The organism is Streptomyces sp. NPDC043738, assembly GCF_056436545.1.
In genome coordinates this window covers 134,010-151,567 of the sequence record NZ_JBWKCJ010000019.1, presented here as the reverse complement: position 1 = coordinate 151,567, position 17,558 = coordinate 134,010, and the positions used below count along the sequence as shown (strand labels likewise).

Below are 17,558 nucleotides of genomic sequence, written 5' to 3'. Positions count from 1 at the left end.
ATGGCAACGACGATGTTCGACAGCGTCCTGATCGCCAACCGCGGCGAGATCGCGGTCCGCGTGATCCGCACGCTGCGCACCCTCGGCATCCGCTCCATCGCCGTCTACAGCGACGCGGACGCCGACGCCCGGCACGTGCGCGAGGCCGACACCGCCGTACGGATCGGCCCGGCCGCGGCCGCGGAGAGCTATCTGTCGGTGGAGCGGCTGCTGGACGCGGCGGCGCGCACCGGCGCGCAGGCGGTCCACCCCGGCTACGGCTTCCTCGCCGAGAACGCCGGCTTCGCCCGCGCCTGCGCGGCGGCGGGGCTGGTCTTCATCGGCCCGTCCGCCGAGTCCATCGAGCTGATGGGCGACAAGATCCGCGCCAAGGAGACGGTGCGCACGGCCGGCGTCCCGGTCGTCCCCGGCTCCTCGGGCAGCGGGCTGGACGATGGCCAACTGGCCGCCGCCGCACGGGAGATCGGCCTGCCCGTGCTGCTCAAGCCGTCCGCGGGCGGTGGCGGCAAGGGCATGCGGCTGGTCCGCGACGAGGCGCTGCTGGCCGACGAGATCGCCGCCGCCCGCCGCGAGGCCCGCTCCTCCTTCGGCGACGACACCCTGCTCGTCGAGCGCTGGATCGACCGCCCCCGGCACATCGAGATCCAGGTGCTGGCCGACGGCCACGGCAACGTCGTCCACCTCGGCGAGCGCGAGTGCTCGCTGCAGCGCCGCCACCAGAAGGTGATCGAGGAGGCCCCCTCGGTCCTGCTGGACGACGCCACCCGCGCCGCGATGGGCGAGGCGGCCGTCCAGGCGGCCCGCTCCTGCGGCTACCGCGGCGCCGGCACCGTCGAGTTCATCGTCCCCGGCAAGGACCCGGCCTCGTACTTCTTCATGGAGATGAACACCCGTCTCCAGGTCGAGCACCCGGTCACCGAGCTGGTCACGGGCCTGGACCTGGTGGAGTGGCAGCTGCGGGTCGCGGCCGGCGAGCACCTGCCCTGCGCCCAGGAGGACATCACCCTCACCGGGCACGCCATCGAGGCGCGGCTGTGCGCCGAAGACCCCTCCCGCGACTTCCTGCCGACCGGCGGCACGGTGCTGGCCCTGCGGGAGGTGCAGGGCGACGGGGTCCGCACGGACTCCGGCCTGACCGAGGGCGGGGAGGTCGGCAGCCGCTACGACCCGATGCTCGCCAAGGTCATCGCCCACGGCCCGGACCGGGCGAGCGCGCTGCGCCGGCTGCGGGCCGCGCTGGCGCAGACGGTCACCCTGGGCGTGACCACCAACGCCGGTTTCCTGCGGCGGCTGCTGGCCCACCCGGATGTCGTCTCCGGTGACCTGGACACCGGGCTGGTGGAGCGCGAGGCGGCCGGCCTGGTCGACGGCGAGGTGCCGGACGAGGTGTACGCGGCGGCCGCGGCGGTGCGCCAGGCCGCCCTGGAACCCCGGGCGGCACAGGGCGGCTGGCGCGACCCGTTCGCCGCGCCCAGCGGCTTCCGGCTCGGCGGCGAGCCGGCGCCGGTCCGGCACTGGCTGCGGGTGCCGGGCCGCGACCCGGTGCACGTCGACGTACGGCCCGCCGCCCCGGCCGGTCAGGTCGAGCCGGACCGCGTACGGATCACCGTCGACGGGGTCCTGCACACCTTCCACCGCAGCGGCGACTGGCTGGGCAGGGACGGCGACTCCTGGCAGGTGACCGACCACGACCCGGTGGCGGCGGCGCTGCGCGGGGCCGCGCGCGGACAGGGCGCGGACACCCTGGCGGCCCCGATGCCGGGCACCGTCACCGTCGTCAAGGTCGCCGTCGGCGACGAGGTCGCCGCGGGGCAGGGCCTGCTGGTGGTGGAGGCGATGAAGATGGAGCACGTCATCTCCGCACCGCACGCCGGGACCGTCACCGAGCTGGACGTCGGCGTGGGCGCGACCGTCGCCATGGACCAGGTCCTGGCCGTGATCGCGCCCCATGAGACACCCGAGGGCGAGCAGGAGGGCAGGTCATGACCGCGGCCGGACTGCCGATGGAGATCCGGGCGGAGAGCCTGCCCACCCGCGTGACGATCCATGAGGTCGGCGCACGCGACGGGCTGCAGAACGAGCAGACCGTCGTCCCCACGGAGGTCAAGGCCGAGTTCGTCCACCGGCTCGCCGACGCCGGCCTGCCGACGGTCGAGGCCACCAGCTTCGTGCACCCCAAGTGGGTGCCCCAACTCGCCGACGCGGAGCAGCTGTTCCCGCTGCTGGGCGACCTCGACCCGCACCGGCTGCCGGTGCTGGTGCCCAACGAACGCGGTCTGGACCGCGCGCTGGCACTGGGCGCCCGCCGGATCGCGGTGTTCGCCAGCGCCACCGAGTCGTTCGCCAAGGCCAACCTCAACCGCACGGTCGACGAGGCGCTGGCGATGTTCGCCCCGGTCGTCGCGCGCGCCAAGGACGCCGGGGTCCATGTCCGCGGCTATCTGTCGATGTGCTTCGGCGACCCCTGGGAGGGCCCGGTGCCCCTCGCGCAGACCGTACGGGTCTGCCGGGAGCTGCTGGAGCTGGGCTGCGACGAGCTGAGCCTGGGCGACACCATCGGCGTGGCCACCCCCGGCCACGTCCAGCGCCTGCTCGCCTCGCTCAACGAGGCCGGCGTGCCCACCTCCCGGCTGGGCGTGCACTTCCACGACACCTACGGGCAGGCCCTCGCCAACACCCTCGCCGCCCTCCAGCACGGCGTCACCACCGTCGACGCCTCCGCGGGCGGCCTCGGCGGCTGCCCGTACGCCAAGAGCGCCACCGGCAACCTCGCCACCGAAGACCTCGTGTGGATGCTGCACGGCCTCGGCATCGAGACCGGCGTCGACCTGGACCGACTGGTCGCCACGAGCGTGTGGATGGCCAAGGCCCTGGGCCGGCCGAGCCCCTCGCGCACCCTTCGAGCCCTCTCCCACAAGGAGTGACCCCCATGTCACTGGACCACCGTCTGCCCGATGAGCTGGAAGAACTCCGGCGTACGGTCGAGGCGTTCGCGCATGACGTCGTCGCCCCGAAGATCGGCGAGTACTACGAGCAGCATGCGTTCCCGTACGAGATCGTGCAGGAGATGGGCCGGATGGGCCTGTTCGGCCTGCCGTTCCCCGAGGAGTACGGCGGGATGGGCGGCGACTACCTCGCGCTCGGGATCGCCCTGGAGGAGCTGGCCCGGGTCGACTCGTCGGTGGCCATCACCCTGGAGGCCGGCGTCTCCCTGGGCGCCATGCCCGTCTACCGCTTCGGCACCGAGGAGCAGAAGCGCGAGTGGCTGCCCAAGCTGTGCAGCGGGGAGATGCTCGGCGCCTTCGGCCTGACCGAGCCGGACGGCGGTTCGGACGCGGGCGCCACCCGCACGACCGCCGTGCGCGACGGCGGGGACTGGGTGATCAACGGCAGCAAGTGCTTCATCACCAACTCCGGTACGGACATCACGGGCCTGGTCACGGTCACCGCGGTGACCGGCCACAAGGCTGCGTCCGATTCCTCTGACGGCAGCCCGCTGATCTCCTCGATCATGGTGCCGTCCGGCACACCGGGCTTCACGGTCGGCGCCCCGTACTCCAAGGTCGGCTGGAACGCCTCGGACACCCGTGAGCTGTCGTTCTCCGACGTCCGGGTCCCGGCCGGCAACCTGCTGGGCGAGGAGGGCCGCGGCTACGCCCAGTTCCTGCGCATCCTCGACGAGGGCCGGATCGCCATCGCGGCGCTGGCCACCGGCCTCGCGCAGGGCTGTGTGGACGAGTCGGTCGCCTACGCCAAGGAGCGGCGGGCCTTCGGGCGGCCGATCGGCGCCAACCAGGCGATCCAGTTCAAGCTCGCCGACATGGAGATGCGCGCGCACACCTCCCGGCTGGCCTGGCGCGACGCCGCCTCCCGGCTGGTGCACGGCGAGCCCTTCAAGAAGGAGGCCGCGCTCGCCAAGCTCTACTCCTCCGAGATCGCGGTGGACAACGCCCGCGAGGCCACCCAGATCCACGGCGGCTACGGCTTCATGAACGAGTACCCGGTCGCCCGGATGTGGCGGGACGCCAAGATCCTGGAGATCGGCGAGGGCACCAGCGAGGTCCAGCGGATGCTGATCGCGCGGGAGCTGGGCCTCACGTAGTCCGGCCCGTCCGGCGTTCGAGGACGGACCTTGCGTGTCGCCGGGCCGCACCCGCGGGTGCGGCCCGGCAACGTCACCGGCTCAGGCCGCCGGCCACGGCACCTCCGGCGAGCGGTAGTAGTTGATGCCCTGCGCGTCCCAGCGGGGGCCCTGCGCCGCCAGCCGGTACTTGTACGTCTCCCAGTCATGGGCGCTCGCCGGGGACCAGCCCAGTTCCGCGATGCCCGGCAGCCGCGGGAAGGCCATGTACTCCAGGTGCGCCGAGGTCGAGAGGGTCTCGGTCCACATGGGCGCCTCGACGCCCAGGATCGACCCCTCGGGGGCGCCCTTGAGGTAGCCGCCCGGGTCCCAGTCGTAGGAGCGCCGGGCGTCGACGTAGCCGGCCCAGGACAGCCCCAGCGGCGTGTTCTTGTCGTACTTCATGTCCAGGTAGGCCCGGTCGGCGGGCGAGAGGATCAGCGGGGTGCCGTTGCGGGCCGCGTTCACGACCTGGGCCTGCTCCTGCGCGCCCGTCTTGTCGTAGCCCCAGTACTGGGCGAGGGCCCCCTTCGCCGGGTGCGCTCCGGTCAGCTGGTGCCAGCCGATCACGGTCTTGCCGTACTTGGCGACCACCGGCTGCACCTTGTCCATGAAGGCGACGTAGTCCTCGTGGCTGGTGGAGTGCGCCTCGTCGCCGCCGATGTGGAGGTAGGGGCCGGGGGTGAGCGCCGCGATCTCGCGGATCACGTCGTCGATGAAGTCGTACGTCACCGGCTTGGGCACGCACAGCGAGCTGAAGCCGACATTGGTGCCGGTGTAGAGCGGCGGCGCCTGGCCGTTGCAGTTGAGCTCGGCGTAGGAGGCCAGCGCGGCGTTGGTGTGGCCCGGCATGTCGATCTCGGGGACGACGGTGAGGTAGCGGTCGGCGGCGTAGCGGACGATCTCGCGGTAGTCGTCCTTGCTGTAGTGGCCGCCGGGACCGCCGCCGACCTGCGTGGAGCCGCCGTAGGTCGCCAGCCGCGGCCAGGAATCGATCGCGATCCGCCAGCCCTGGTCGTCGGACAGATGCAGATGCAGCTTGTTGATCTTGTATGCGGCGAGCTGGTCGATATAGCGCTTGACCTGCTCGACGGTGAAGAAGTGCCGCGAGACGTCGAGCATCGCGCCGCGGTAGCCGTAGCGCGGGGAGTCGGCGATGGTGCCGCCGGCGATCCGCCAGGGCCCGCGCCGGGCACCGTGCCGCTCGACGCCTGCGGGCAGCAGCTGGCGCAGGGTCTGCACGCCGTGGAAGAGGCCGGCCGGGCGGGCGGCGCTGATGGTGACCGCGCGGCTGCCGGAGGTCAGCCGGTAGCCCTCCGCGCCCAGCTGCCCCGTGCCGCGGCCGCCGAGCCGCAGGACGATGCCGTCCGGGCCGCCCTTGGTGGTCACCGGCAGGTCGTAGCCGGTGGCGGGCCGCAGCAGCCCCGCCAGATAGCCGGCGATCCGCCTGGCCTCGCCGGAGCCGCCGGGCACCCGGATCCGGGTGCCCTCGCCGAGCGTGAAGGCGCTCCCGCCGCCGCGCACGGAGGCGGGCGCGGGGACCACCTGGTCCAACGGGGTGGCGGCCGGGCCGGCGCCGCCGCCGGCGGCGCCCTGCGGGGGTACGGCGGCGGTTCCCAGCCCCGCGGCCGCGACCAGCAGCAGCGAGAACAGCAGTCTGCGTCGTCTCATCGACGGTCCCTTCGGCGAACGTCGTTCATGGCAGCGTGCGTGACACCGTGCATGGCATGGAGCGACCGAGCGGTGACCATGCGTACCGCGAGCCTGGATCAGGGGTCAAGGTGTAGACCACTTTCCCGCACCCAAACCGGGGACCTGCCCGATTCCGGGCAGATTTCTTGCGAATCCTCGCGCCGCCCCGCAGTATCTACGGGTGCTCGAACGCCGTAACCGCAGCGCTGACGCGCCGCACGATGACCTGGTGGACCACCTGGTGCGCAGCACACCGCTGCAGCGCGGTGAGGCCGCCCGGGTGGTGCTCGACGTGCTGGCCTACTTCGACGAGACGACGGAGGAGTTCGTCCGCAGACGCCATCGCGAGCTGCAGTCCCAGGGGCTGCGCAACGAGGCGATCTTCGAACGGATCCGCCAGGAGATGCCGCATCGCGCCGTGGCTCCCCCCGACCTCTCGCCCCGCCAGCTGCGCCGCATGGTCTACGGCTGACACCGGAACGGCGCGCCGGGCACGACGACCGACGCAACGTCTTTCATCGGCACACCGTCTTCAACCGACGACAACTGTCTTTCTCGGAGGGTCACTGTATGTGCGGGATCGTTGGATATATCGGTAAACGTGATGTTGCTCCGCTGCTCCTCGAAGGCCTCCAGCGCCTGGAGTACCGCGGCTACGACTCGGCCGGTATCGCCATCCACGCGAGCGGCACCGGAAGGGCGGCGGGCCTGAAGACCGCCAAGGCCAAGGGCCGGGTCCGCGAGCTGGAGTCCCGCCTGCCCAAGCGCTTCGCGGGCACCACCGGCATCGCGCACACCCGCTGGGCGACCCACGGCGCGCCCACCGACGAGAACGCCCACCCGCACCAGGACGCCACCGGCAAGGTCGCCGTCGTCCACAACGGCATCATCGACAACGCCGCCGAGCTGCGCGCCCGTCTGACCGCCGACGGCGTGGAGTTCGCCTCCGAGACCGACACCGAGGTGCTGGCCCACCTGATCGGCCGCTCCGGCGCCGAGACGCTGGAGGAGCGGGTCCGCGAGGCGCTGCGGCACGTCGAGGGCACCTACGGCATCGCCGTGCTGCACGCCGACTTCACCGACCGCATCGTCGTCGCCCGCAACGGCTCCCCGGTCGTCCTGGGCATCGGCGAGCACGAGATGTTCGTCTCCTCCGACGTCGCCGCGCTGGTCTCGCACACCCGCCAGGTCGTCACCCTCGACGACGGCGAGATGGCCACCCTCAAGGCCGACGACTACCGCACGTACACCACCGAGGGCTCCCGTACGACGGCGACGCCGGAGACCGTCGAGTACGCGGCCGAGTCCTACGACATGGGCGGCCACGACACGTACATGCACAAGGAGATCTCCGAGCAGGCCGACGCGGTGGACCGCGCGCTGCGCGGCCGGATCGACGACCGCTTCTCCACCGTGCACCTCGGCGGCCTGAACCTCGACGCCCGCGAGGCGCGCGGGGTGCGCCGGGTGAAGATCCTGGGCTGCGGCACCTCGTACCACGCCGGCCAGATCGGCGCGCAGATGATCGAGGAGCTGGCCCGGATCCCCTCGGACGCCGAGCCGGCCTCCGAGTTCCGCTACCGCAACCCGGTCGTGGACCCCGACACGCTGTACGTGGCGGTCTCCCAGTCCGGTGAGACCTACGACGTCCTCGCGGCCGTCCAGGAGCTCAAGCGCAAGGGCGCGCGGGTGCTGGGCCTGGTGAACGTGGTCGGCTCGGCGATCGCCCGGGAGACCGACGGCGGCATCTACGTGCACGCCGGCCCCGAGGTCTGTGTGGTCTCCACCAAGTGCTTCACCAACATGGTGGTCTCCTTCGCGCTGCTCGCCCTGCACCTGGGCCGCATCCGCGACCTGTCCGTCGCCGACGGCAAGCGGATCATCGAGGGCCTGCGCAAGCTGCCCGGGCAGATCGACGAGATCCTCAAGGGCGAGGACGAGGTCAAGAAGCTGGCGGCCCACTACGCCGACGCCAAGTCGATGATGTTCATCGGCCGGGTGCGCGGCTACCCGGTGGCGCGCGAGGCCTCGCTGAAGCTCAAGGAGGTCTCCTACATCCACGCCGAGGCCTACCCGGCCTCCGAGCTCAAGCACGGGCCGCTGGCGCTGATCGAGCCCGCCATGCCGACCGTCGCCATCGTCCCGGACGACGACCTGCTGGAGAAGAACCGCGCCGCGCTGGAGGAGATCAAGGCCCGCAGCGGCCGCATCCTGGCCGTCGCGCACCAGGAGCAGGAGAAGGCCGACCACACCATCGTCGTCCCGAAGAACGAGCCCGAGCTGGACCCGATCCTGATGGGCATCCCGCTCCAACTGCTCGCCTACCACACGGCGTTGGCCCTCGGCCGGGACATCGACAAGCCCCGCAACCTCGCCAAGTCGGTGACCGTGGAGTAGTCGCGGCCCTCACCCTCAGGACGCAAAGAGGGGGCGGTGTCCCGCGCGTGCCACCATACGCGCGGAGCACCGCCTCCCCTGCGCCGGCATCGCCCAAACGCCGGCGGAATGCCGCCGCCCCGGGAACCGTCACCTCCCGGCCGGCAGCACGCAGTTGCCGTGCGCGCGGCCGCCCGGGCCCGTGACGCGGCGCGCCCACGTGAGCGTTTTCTACCCCTCAGGGGCACGCAATCCACCTCCGCGCAGCGGCGGAGATGGAGAAGTGGCTGCGCACGATGTCCATGGCGCCCCCTCAACTATGAGCGGCGCAAGGAGAGATGACCACGCGGCGAAGCCGCCGGCGCGGGTCAGGGAATCACGATCACCGGGCGCTGCGCCCGGCGGGCCAGCCGGCCGGCGACCGAGCCGAAGATCCGGCCGACGATGCCGTGCGTGGAGCCGACCACGATCGCGTCGGCCTCGTACTCCCGGCCGACCTCCTCCAGCTCATGGCAGATGTCGCCGCCGCGCTCGACGAGGATCCAGGGCACCTCGCTGAGGTGGTCGGCGCAGGCGAGCTCCAGGCCGAGCACTTCGGTGCGGTGGTCCGGCACGTCCACGAAGACCGGGGGCTCGCAGCCCGCCCAGACCGTCGTGGGCAGCCGGTTGGCCACATGGACGATGATCAGCCCGGCGCTGTGACGCCGTGCGATACCGATTGCATACGCCAACGCTCGCTCGCTCGACATGGAACCGTCGAAGCCGACCACGACGCCGTGCCGGAACACGGGGTCGCAGGAGTGTCGTGGCTCTTCCGCCGCTTCCAGGTCCGCCGTCGGTTCGGCGACCTGCTTGCGGTCCGCGGGTTCGGGGAATTCGTGACCGGCCATGGGTGTCTCGGCGAAGGCGTCCTCTTGCGGAGGGGCGAACGGGGAACGGCGATTGACTTGATCCGGCAGTTGACTGAGCTGGCTCTATCGAGGCGCGGGAGCCATAGTTCAATGAGGAACAATACGACTGGGAATCATCTTTCCAAGTCGATACCCCAAGAGTACGGCTCCACTCCCCCGCTGCCCAGAGCCCGCTGTGGGCGCCGGGCGCCCGTGCGGGGCGGGGCGGGGCCTCGAACGTTCCCCGGAGCATGCCGGAGCGTGGCGCGGAAGGCAATGCCCCGGCCTGCCCCCGTACGTACCCCCTCGCGGTGACCCATGATCGTCGGCGGCGTTGTAGTAGCAGCCCGTCCGAGGGGAGTACGAGATGCCGTCGCGGCCGGACAGATCACCCGACCCAGTGAGCGATGTCGTGCGCTGGGGCGCGTTCGGATGCGCCCTGGTGCCCCTCGTCCTGATCGCCAGCGGCGCCTCCTGGGCCTGCGCGGCCGGCACCGCCGCCGGCCTCGCGGCGCTGACCTGCGCCTGCCGCGCGCTGCTGCGGCGATCCGAACGGACCGCGACCCGGGAGCGCACCCATGACACCGGACGCCACCGGGACAAAAGGGGGCGTTCAGGGGTAGCGGGGCGCAAGGGCGGACGCCATTCCGAAGGGCGTACGCCGGTCGATTGAGGCGCTCGCAAGTCTGCGCGCGACCGTTTTCAGCCAACTTCCGGCCGGGTCCCCCACCTTGCCCCGGACCCCCCTCAACCCTGGTGTGAGCAGGGAGGAAAGGACCGCTGGGCATGGTTGTGTCCTACTGCGAACGGGCAGAGCCGAGACGCGTACTTCCCATGCAGGCCCGACGAGTGGAACGCTTCGTGATCGAATGCTTCGCGCCAAGTTGCCATATCGACATACCAGTGGGTGGTGAACTTGGCACTCCATCCTCACGGAACACAGTAGATTCGATCTTGGTAGTTACGGCGGGGGAACTGTGCAGGACCGAGAGGGCGAGACGACCGAGGGGGGCTTAAGTGCCATGAGCCAGGACTCCGCTGCCGTACCAGATGCCGCACGCAAGCTCGCCGCCCGACGACGCCGCGAAATAGTCGCGGTGCTCCTCTTCAGCGGCGGACCTATTTTCGAGAGCTCCATTCCGCTCTCGGTCTTCGGCATCGACCGACAGGACGCCGGCGTTCCGAGGTACCGGCTACTTGTGTGCGCGGGCGAAGATGCGCCTTTGCGCACGACCGGGGGGCTAGAACTATCCGCGCCCTACGGGCTGGAGGCGATCTCCCGTGCCGGGACCGTCGTCGTACCGGCCTGGCGTTCCATCACACAGGCCCCGCCGCCCGCCGCGCTCGACGCGCTGCGCCGGGCGCATGAAGAGGGGGCCAGAATCGTCGGGCTGTGCACGGGGGCCTTCGTCCTCGCCGCGGCCGGACTTCTCGACGGCCGACCGGCCACGACCCATTGGATGTACGCGCCGACGCTCGCCAAGCGTTATCCGTCCGTCCATGTCGACCCCCGCGAGCTCTTCGTCGACGACGGCGACGTGCTCACCTCCGCGGGGACCGCGGCGGGCATCGACCTGTGCCTGCACATCGTGCGCACCGACCACGGCGCGGACGCCGCGAACGCGCTGGCCCGCCGGCTCGTCGTGCCGCCCCGCCGGACCGCCTCCGACATGGGGCACCAGCGCTACCTGGACAGGTCATTACCAGAAGAGATCGGCGCCGACCCGCTCGCGGAGGTCGTCGCCTGGGCGCTGGAGCACCTCCACGAGCAGTTCGACGTGGAGACCCTCGCCGCGCGCGCGTACATGAGCCGGCGCACCTTCGACCGGCGCTTCCGCTCCCTGACGGGCAGCGCTCCCCTGCAGTGGCTGATCACCCAGCGGGTGCTGCAGGCCCAGCGGCTGCTGGAGACCTCCGACTATTCGGTGGACGAGGTCGCCGGGCGCTGCGGGTTCCGCTCGCCGGTCGCCCTGCGCGGCCACTTCCGGCGGCAGCTGGGTGCCTCGCCCGCGGCCTACCGCGCGGCCTACCGTGCGCGCCGGCCGCAGAACGGGGCACCCGAGCCCGCGCTCAGACCGGAGCGGGCCGAGCGGCCCGAGCGCGAGCGGGCGGCGCTGGGGGCGGGCGGCGCGGAGCGGTTCTCCGCCGCCGCACTGGCCGGCCACGGCCTGGCGACGGCGGAAGCGGGCGATGCGGGCAAACCCCAGTCGGATGCGTATGCCTCCCGGCTGGCGGAGACCCCGGTCGGCCGCGGAGTGGGGCGCCCCGTGCTCCCCGGACAGCGCGAGCGCCCCGTAGGGTGAGATGTATGAACGATCGCATGGTGTGGATCGACTGCGAGATGACCGGACTCTCGCTGGCGAATGACGCGCTCATCGAGGTGGCCGCGCTGGTCACCGACTCGGAGCTGAATGTGCTGGGCGACGGGGTGGATGTGGTGATCCGCCCCCCGGCCGAGGCGCTGAGCACCATGCCGGAGGTGGTGCGCCAGATGCACACCGCCTCCGGGCTGCTGGCGGAGCTGGACGGCGGAACGACGCTGGAGGCGGCCGAGGCGCAGGTGCTCGCTTACATCAAGGAGCATGTGCCGGAGCCGGGGAAGGCGCCGCTGTGCGGCAACTCCGTCGGCACCGACCGTGGCTTCCTGCTGCGCGACATGCCGACGCTGGAGAGCTACCTCCACTACCGGATCGTCGATGTGTCGTCCGTGAAGGAGCTGGCCCGGCGCTGGTTCCCTCGGGCCTACTTCAACAGTCCGGACAAGAACGGCAACCACCGGGCACTGGCGGACATCCGTGAATCCATCGCGGAGCTGCGCTACTACCGGGAGGCGGTGTTCGTGCCGCAGCCCGGCCCCGACTCGGACACCGCGAAGGCCATCGCCGCCAAGCACGTCCTGCCGGCCGAACCGCAGCCGGCGCCGCAGTCCGCACCGTCGCCGTAAGGCGGCCGGGGCTGTCTTTCGGGTCACGGCCTGACCTGCCGTGACCCGAAAGACACGCCCGCGCCCGGCAGGTGGAAAACCTGGGCGCGAGCACCCCTCCGGACCCTGTACACTTTTTCTCAGCCGGTGGGGAAAAGGAACCACACAGCACCGGTCATGGTGGGTATAGCTCAGCTGGTAGAGCACCTGGTTGTGGTCCAGGATGTCGCGGGTTCAAGTCCCGTTACTCACCCCATGTCAAGGCCCCCGACCTCAGGTCGGGGGCCTTGAACGTTATGTGCTGCGTCCGGCGGGGCGGCGCGGGGCCGGGCGGCGCGGATCAGTAGCCGACGGTGAAGCGCTCGCCGATGTGCCGGGGGCGCTCGATCTCGTCGAGGACGGCGACGGCGTAGTCCTCGGTGGAGATCCGGCTGCTGCCGTCGGCAGCGGTGACCAGGTCGTCGGTGGCGGTGCGGTAGCCGCCGGTGCGCTCGCCGGGCGCGATGGTGGCGGCCGGGCTGAGGTTGGTCCAGCGCACGTCGGAGACGGTGCGGTAGAAGTCCAGCGCGTCGCCGTGGGCGTGCATGATCTGCAGCAGGAACTCGGGCAGGCCCTCCGCGTCCCAGACCTGCTTGCCGTCCGGAGTGCGCAGCGAGCCGGCGCCGCCGACCGCGATCAGCCGGGGCGCGGCGTCGCCGAGGGTGCGCAGACCGGCGACGAGGGACTCGGCGGCGGGCTCGATGGTGGCGATATGGCCCGGTCCGTCGCCGCCGCCGACCGCACTGACGAGCACGTCCCGGCCCTTGGCCACCGCGGCGACCGAGGCCGGGTCCAGGATGTCGCCGGTGATCACGGTCAGGTTGGGATGGGTCGTGGTGATCTTCGCGGGGTCGCGGACGACCGCGGTGACCTGGTGACCGCGCTGGAGGGCCTCGTGGAGGATGCGGCTTCCGATGGTGCCGTTGGCTCCGAAGAGGGCGATCGTGGACATGGTGACTCCCAGCTGTGCTGTGTCCGGTGGTCGGCGTGGCCGGTGCTGCGGACTGACGTTTTCGGTCAGCGGACTCGCTGATGTCTTCTACGCTAGAGCTGGTAGCGGGACATTTCGGGGTGGCGAAGGGACCAGTGATGGTCAAAAAGCGACAGCAGGAGCCGGAGCCCGTTCCGGAGATCCGGGAGGTCGCGTTCGCCGCGCCGGCCGGGCGGCCCGCGGGCCTGGAGGTGATGACGCTCGCCGAGCTGCGCGAGCGCGCGGACGCCTGCCAGCTGGCCACCCCGCACCGCCCCGGCTTCCACCATCTGCTGACCCTGGACAGCGGCCGGCTGGTGCACAGCGTCGACTTCCGGGAGCATCCGCTCGCCCCGGGCGATCTGCTGTGGTCGCGTCCCGGGCAGGTCCAGCACTTTGGTGATCTGACCGGTGCGGAGGGGCGGCTGGTGCTCTTCGAGGCCGGCTTCCTGGATCCGGCGACCGCGGCCGCGGCCCGGATCGAGGACTGGTACGGGCCGCCCGTACGGCATCCGCGGGGCGCGGCGGCGCGCCGGGTGGAGGAGGCGATGCGCCAGCTGCACCAGGAGTTCGGGGCGCTGGGCGGACTGCCGCTGGAGATCCACCTGGAGGTGCTGCGGCACCTGCTGGCCGTACTGGTGCTGCGGGTCTCCCACGCGGGCGGGCCCGCCGACGGCGAGGCCGCCGGCTGCGAGGCGAGCGAGACGTATCTGCGCTTCAGGGACGCGGTGGAGCGGGGCTTCACCCGCAGCCGCCGGGTGGCCGACTACGCCCGCGCGCTGGGGTACGCGCCGCGCACCCTCTCGCGGGCCACCGAGGCCGCCGCGGGCACCGGCGCGAAGGAGTTCATCGACCGCAGGGTGGCGCTGGAGGCCAAGCGGCTGCTGGCGCACGGCGACCAGTCGGCGGCCCGGATCGCGGACCGGCTGGGCTTCGCCGACGCCACCAACTTCAGCAAGTTCTTCCAGCGGCAGACCGGCAGCACCCCGATCGCCTTCCGGGTGGCGGTGCGGGGCGGGGCGCAGCGGGTGGGGGGTGGGCCGCCGCGCCCCGCCTAGGGCGCGTGCGGACGCGCCCCGGGGGACGGTGGTCCGGGACGACGGGCCGGACCTCCGGTGGGGGTGGGACCTTGTATCAGCCGGTGTGGGCGCCGAAGGCCTTGGTGAAGTCCAGCGGGCCCTGCTCGATGGAGCTGCAGGTCGGCTGCGCGGACGGGGAGGAGCCGCCCTCGCAGGCCTTGTCGCGGGTCGAGGACCACATCGACAGCCAGCCCAGGTGCTTGTCCTTGGCGAACTTCACCAGCTGGGTGGCGTCCTCGACCTTGAAGACCTCCTTCTGGACGTCGTTGACGCCGATCATGGGCGTCACGGCGACGGCCTTCCAGGCGGCCGCGTCGCTCAGCCCGAGGGCCTTTTTGATCTGACCCTGGGTGGCGGTGGCGGCCTGGGTGGCGTAGGTGCCCATGTCGCCGTCGTAGGCGGGGCCGTAGTCCATCGCCATGATGTTGACGGCGGAGACCTTGACGCCGTTCTTCTTGGCGTCGGCGACCAGGTTCACCCCGTCCTGGGTCAGGCCCTCGGGCATGACCGGGAGGGTGAAGGAGACATCCAGACCGGGGTGCTTCTTCTGGAGCTGGGTGATGGCCTGGGCGCGGCGGGTGTTGGCGGCGGTGTTCGGCAGCGCACCGCCCTCGATGTCGAAGTCGACCTTGGTGAGCTCGAACTGGTCGATGACCTTGCCGTACGCGGCGGCCAGCTCGTCCGCCGAGCCGCAGGCCACGCCGAGTTCGGAGCCGTTGGCGCCGCCGAAGGAGACCCGCACGTCGCCGCCCGCCTTGCGCAGCCGGGGTATCTGCCGGGCCACCGGGTTGTCGCCGAGCTCGCCCGAGCCGCCCCACTTGGGAGTGCAGCCGCCGCCGGAGGTGACGAAGGCGAGGTGGAAGTTCTTCACGCCGGTCTTCTCGGCGGTGGCGGTCAGGTCGTAGGCGGGGCTGAGGGAGGTGTCGACGTACGGGGCGAAGCCGGCCGCGGCCTTGGCGGCGCCGGGGGTCCGGGGCGCCTTGCCGGCCATGGCGGAGCCGGCGACGGCGAAGGCGCCGCCGGCCGCGACGGCCACGGCCGCGCCGGTCACGATCAGCTGGGTGGTACGACTCTTGCGCCGGCGGTGTGCCGAGGGGGTCATCTGGTGCCTGCCTGTCGTCACGTGGGGGGCTGGGGTGCACCGTGGTGCGTCCCGCACGCTAGCGGCAGCGAAACGGACAAATGCCGGTATCCACACGGCGGTTGGCGGAATTATGGCTGCCTTAAGGGAGCGGAAGGGGGTGGTTAAGACCACCGGCCTATGCCGCGTGCCCGATCGCTCAGGAGCCGGCCCGGACTGCCCCCCGCCGTCCCCGGCCGCCGAGCGTGCGGCGCAGCCGGTGGCCGCGGCGTACACCGTGCCGGTCGCGGCCGCCGTCCAGCGCCAGCCAGACCCGTACCTCGGTGCCGCCGAGGACCGAGCGCCCCAGGCGCACATCGCCGCCGGTGGATTCGGCCAGCCGGCGCACGATGTCCAGGCCCAGGCCGGTCGAGCCGTCCCCTCCCCCGCCGTGGCCGCGGCGCAGCGCCGCGTCGGGGTCGGCGATGCCGGGACCGGCGTCCGAGACCAGCACGATCACGGCCTCCTCGGCGTTGTGCACATCGACCGCGAAGGCGGTGCCCTCGGGGGTGTGCCGGAAGACGTTGCCGAGCATCGCGTCCAGGGCGGCGGCGAGTTCGGGGCGGGCGACCGGGATGCGTACGGGGTTCTCCGCGCCGGCGACGCGCACGGTACGGCCCTCGTCCTCGGCCAGCGCCGACCAGAAGTCCATCCGCTCGCGGATCACCTCTGCCGCGTCGCAGCCGGCCGCGGCCGCCGCCTGCCGGGTCTGCGCCTTCTGCTCGCGTGCGGTGCGGATGATCTGGTCGACCTCGCGCTCCAGCTGCTCGACGGCGGCCCGGGTCTGCTCGGCGGCCGGGGTGTCGCCGAGCGAGGCGGTGTTGAGCCGCAGGACGGTCAGCGGGGTGCGCAGCCGGTGCGAGAGGTCGGCGGCCAGTTCGCGTTCGTTGGCGAGCAGTTGGACGACCTGGTCGGCCATGGAGTTGAAGGCGCTGGCCGCGGACCGCAGTTCCTTGGGGCCGTCCTCCGGGACGCGTACGCCGAGCCTGCCCTTGCCGAGGTCGAGGGCGGCGCCCGCGAGCCGCTCGGCGGGCCGCACCATGCGGGTGCCGAGCCGGTCGGCCACCGCCACCGAGCCGATGACCAGCGCGAGGCCGACGCCGGCCAGCACCGCCCAGGAGGTGGTGACACCGTTGGTGAGCGCGGCATCGGGGACGAAGACCTCCACGACCGCGATGCCGGAGGCGACGGCGGTCGGCTGCAGGAGCGCGGAGCCGCCGGGGACCGGTGCGATGGAGGCCCGGCCGAGCCGGACGGCGGCCGCGACATCGGCGGGGGCGGCCCGCCGGGAACCGATCTCGGCGGGTGCGCCGTTCTTGCCGGCCGCCGGGACGTGGACGCCTATCCGGCCGCCCGGCCCGGTCTCGGCGCTGGCGACCGCCCGCTCCAGCTGGACGCGGTCGGTGGTGATGGCGAGGACCGGGCCGATGGTCGCGGCCTGCCGTTCGGCGTTGGAGTAGGCGCGGTCGCGGGCCAGCTCCTTGACGACCAGTCCGAGGGGGACGGCGAAGGCGACCACGACCATCGTGGTGACCGCCAGTGCCACCTTGACCAGGGCCCATCTCACTGCGGCGGCTCCAACTTCACCCCCACACCCCGCAGGGTGTGCAGATACCGGGGCCGTGCCGCGGTTTCGCCCAGCTTGCGGCGGAGCCAGGACAGATGGACGTCGATGGTCTGGTCGTCGCCGTAGGACTGCTGCCAGACCTCGGCGAGCAGCTCCTTGCGCGGGACGACGACACCGGGGCGCCCGGCGAGGAAGGCCAGCAGGTCGAACTCCCGGCGGGTCAGGTCGAGCGCGACGCCGTCGAGTTCGGCCTGCCGGCGCAGCGGGTCGATGGCCAGGCCGCCGACCCGGATCACTCGTGAGGGCGGTTCCGCGCCGGCCGCGCCCGCCCGCGAGCGGCGCAGCACGGCGGACATCCGGGCCGAGAGGTGCTCGACGGAGAACGGTTTGGTGAGGTAGTCGTCGGCGCCGTCGTTCAGCAGCCGGACGATCTCGGCCTCGTCGTCTCGGGCGGTGGCGATGATCACCGGGACGTCGGTGATGCCGCGCAGCATCTTCAGCGCCTCGCCCCCGTCCAGGTCGGGCAGGCCGAGGTCGAGGATGACCACGTCGAAGCCGACCTGCGCCACCTCGCGCAGCGCCTCCAGTGCGGTCCCGACGCTGCGCACCGTGTGGGCGGCCTCGGTCAGATGCCGGATGAGGGCCGAGCGGACGAACTGGTCGTCCTCGACCACGAGCACACGTGCCATGGGCGGCACCGTACGCCATTCGGGCCAGTCCCCTTACCCGAGGTTGACGCCGGAACGGTGTCTTCCGCCCGCGCGGACCGGCTGCAACGGGGC

Annotated in this window: 14 protein-coding genes, 1 tRNA gene and 1 pseudogene; 10 read left to right on the top strand and 6 right to left on the bottom strand. The window is 72.1% G+C overall.

Translation table 11 applies throughout. The annotated features are described in order from the left end of the window. From AC0680_RS24360 to AC0680_RS24350, 3 genes are read left to right on the top strand one after another with little or no spacing between them, the layout of a single operon-like run. Nucleotides 1-1,986, top strand: a complete 1,986-nt coding sequence (locus tag AC0680_RS24360; RefSeq protein WP_478632300.1) for an acetyl/propionyl/methylcrotonyl-CoA carboxylase subunit alpha — start codon at nucleotides 1-3, stop codon at nucleotides 1,984-1,986. Then, entirely contained in the window at nucleotides 1,983-2,924 is a 942-nt protein-coding gene (locus AC0680_RS24355) for a hydroxymethylglutaryl-CoA lyase (RefSeq protein ID WP_478632298.1), read from the top strand. Before AC0680_RS24360 ends, AC0680_RS24355 begins: the two co-directional genes overlap by 4 nt. Before the next feature lie 5 nt (nucleotides 2,925-2,929). Then, the gene (locus tag AC0680_RS24350) at nucleotides 2,930-4,102 is read left to right on the top strand and encodes an acyl-CoA dehydrogenase family protein (RefSeq protein WP_478632295.1); all 1,173 of its coding nucleotides are present in this window, start codon (nucleotides 2,930-2,932) and stop codon (nucleotides 4,100-4,102) included. An 81-nt stretch (nucleotides 4,103-4,183) separates the two neighbouring features. Here AC0680_RS24350 and AC0680_RS24345 read toward each other — a convergent pair whose 3' ends face one another. Further along, nucleotides 4,184-5,791, bottom strand: a complete 1,608-nt coding sequence (locus AC0680_RS24345) for a beta-N-acetylhexosaminidase (protein WP_478632292.1) — start codon at nucleotides 5,789-5,791, stop codon at nucleotides 4,184-4,186. A 202-nt stretch (nucleotides 5,792-5,993) separates the two neighbouring features. Between AC0680_RS24345 and AC0680_RS24340 the strand changes: the two genes are divergently transcribed. Both AC0680_RS24340 and glmS read left to right on the top strand, forming a co-directional pair. Next, entirely contained in the window at nucleotides 5,994-6,284 is a 291-nt protein-coding gene (locus tag AC0680_RS24340; RefSeq protein WP_384430972.1) for a hypothetical protein, read from the top strand. Nucleotides 6,285-6,382: 98 nt separating this feature from the next. Further along, nucleotides 6,383-8,209 (top strand): glutamine--fructose-6-phosphate transaminase (isomerizing), encoded by a 1,827-nt coding sequence (glmS, locus tag AC0680_RS24335; protein WP_478632289.1) that lies wholly within the window; start codon nucleotides 6,383-6,385, stop codon nucleotides 8,207-8,209. 347 nt (nucleotides 8,210-8,556) lie between these two features. On the opposite strand, the gene AC0680_RS24330 is transcribed toward glmS, so the two are convergent. After that, complete coding sequence (locus AC0680_RS24330; RefSeq protein WP_384430966.1) at nucleotides 8,557-9,078, bottom strand: universal stress protein; 522 nt, start codon at nucleotides 9,076-9,078, stop codon at nucleotides 8,557-8,559. 400 nt (nucleotides 9,079-9,478) lie between these two features. On the opposite strand from AC0680_RS24330, the gene AC0680_RS24325 reads away from it, so the two are divergent. From AC0680_RS24325 to AC0680_RS24310, 4 genes are all read left to right on the top strand, one after another. After that, nucleotides 9,479-9,751, top strand: a complete 273-nt coding sequence (locus AC0680_RS24325; RefSeq protein WP_478632286.1) for a hypothetical protein — start codon at nucleotides 9,479-9,481, stop codon at nucleotides 9,749-9,751. A gap of 349 nt (nucleotides 9,752-10,100) precedes the next feature. Further along, a complete protein-coding gene (locus AC0680_RS24320) occupies nucleotides 10,101-11,381 on the top strand; it encodes a GlxA family transcriptional regulator (RefSeq protein ID WP_384430960.1) in 1,281 nt (426 codons plus the stop codon). 5 nt (nucleotides 11,382-11,386) lie between these two features. Further along, on the top strand, nucleotides 11,387-12,022 hold the full coding sequence (gene orn / locus AC0680_RS24315; protein WP_384430957.1) for an oligoribonuclease: 636 nt from the start codon (nucleotides 11,387-11,389) through the stop codon (nucleotides 12,020-12,022). A 159-nt stretch (nucleotides 12,023-12,181) separates the two neighbouring features. Beyond that, nucleotides 12,182-12,257: transfer RNA gene (locus AC0680_RS24310), tRNA-His, on the top strand. Between the two features lie 84 nt (nucleotides 12,258-12,341). Here the strand turns inward: AC0680_RS24310 and AC0680_RS24305 are convergent. Then, on the bottom strand, nucleotides 12,342-12,992 hold the full coding sequence (locus AC0680_RS24305; RefSeq protein WP_478632283.1) for an NAD(P)-dependent oxidoreductase: 651 nt from the start codon (nucleotides 12,990-12,992) through the stop codon (nucleotides 12,342-12,344). A gap of 137 nt (nucleotides 12,993-13,129) precedes the next feature. Between AC0680_RS24305 and AC0680_RS24300 the strand changes: the two genes are divergently transcribed. Further along, a complete protein-coding gene (locus AC0680_RS24300; protein ID WP_478632280.1) occupies nucleotides 13,130-14,068 on the top strand; it encodes a helix-turn-helix transcriptional regulator in 939 nt (312 codons plus the stop codon). A 76-nt stretch (nucleotides 14,069-14,144) separates the two neighbouring features. Here AC0680_RS24300 and AC0680_RS24295 read toward each other — a convergent pair. The 3 genes and pseudogenes from AC0680_RS24295 to AC0680_RS24285 all read right to left on the bottom strand — a co-directional run. Then, nucleotides 14,145-15,038, bottom strand: a pseudogene (locus tag AC0680_RS24295) (chitinase); the annotation flags it as partial. 331 nt (nucleotides 15,039-15,369) lie between these two features. Next, nucleotides 15,370-16,776: a sensor histidine kinase gene (locus AC0680_RS24290; RefSeq protein WP_478632279.1), complete on the bottom strand. Its 1,407-nt coding sequence runs from the start codon at nucleotides 16,774-16,776 to the stop codon at nucleotides 15,370-15,372. Further along, entirely contained in the window at nucleotides 16,773-17,465 is a 693-nt protein-coding gene (locus tag AC0680_RS24285) for a response regulator transcription factor (RefSeq protein ID WP_384430946.1), read from the bottom strand. Before AC0680_RS24285 ends, AC0680_RS24290 begins: the two co-directional genes overlap by 4 nt. Nucleotides 17,466-17,558: the final 93 nt, after the last annotated feature.

Coding starts and splice junctions, on each gene's coding strand:
- AC0680_RS24360 (WP_478632300.1), top strand. CDS start 1: ATGGCAACGACGATGTTCGACAGCGTCCTGATCGCCAACCGCGGCGAG.
- AC0680_RS24355 (WP_478632298.1), top strand. CDS start 1,983: ATGACCGCGGCCGGACTGCCGATGGAGATCCGGGCGGAGAGCCTGCCC.
- AC0680_RS24350 (WP_478632295.1), top strand. CDS start 2,930: ATGTCACTGGACCACCGTCTGCCCGATGAGCTGGAAGAACTCCGGCGT.
- AC0680_RS24345 (WP_478632292.1), bottom strand. CDS start 5,791: ATGAGACGACGCAGACTGCTGTTCTCGCTGCTGCTGGTCGCGGCCGCG.
- glmS (WP_478632289.1), top strand. CDS start 6,383: ATGTGCGGGATCGTTGGATATATCGGTAAACGTGATGTTGCTCCGCTG.
- AC0680_RS24330 (WP_384430966.1), bottom strand. CDS start 9,078: ATGGCCGGTCACGAATTCCCCGAACCCGCGGACCGCAAGCAGGTCGCC.
- AC0680_RS24320 (WP_384430960.1), top strand. CDS start 10,101: ATGAGCCAGGACTCCGCTGCCGTACCAGATGCCGCACGCAAGCTCGCC.
- orn (WP_384430957.1), top strand. CDS start 11,387: ATGAACGATCGCATGGTGTGGATCGACTGCGAGATGACCGGACTCTCG.
- AC0680_RS24305 (WP_478632283.1), bottom strand. CDS start 12,992: ATGTCCACGATCGCCCTCTTCGGAGCCAACGGCACCATCGGAAGCCGC.
- AC0680_RS24300 (WP_478632280.1), top strand. CDS start 13,130: ATGGTCAAAAAGCGACAGCAGGAGCCGGAGCCCGTTCCGGAGATCCGG.
- AC0680_RS24285 (WP_384430946.1), bottom strand. CDS start 17,465: ATGGCACGTGTGCTCGTGGTCGAGGACGACCAGTTCGTCCGCTCGGCC.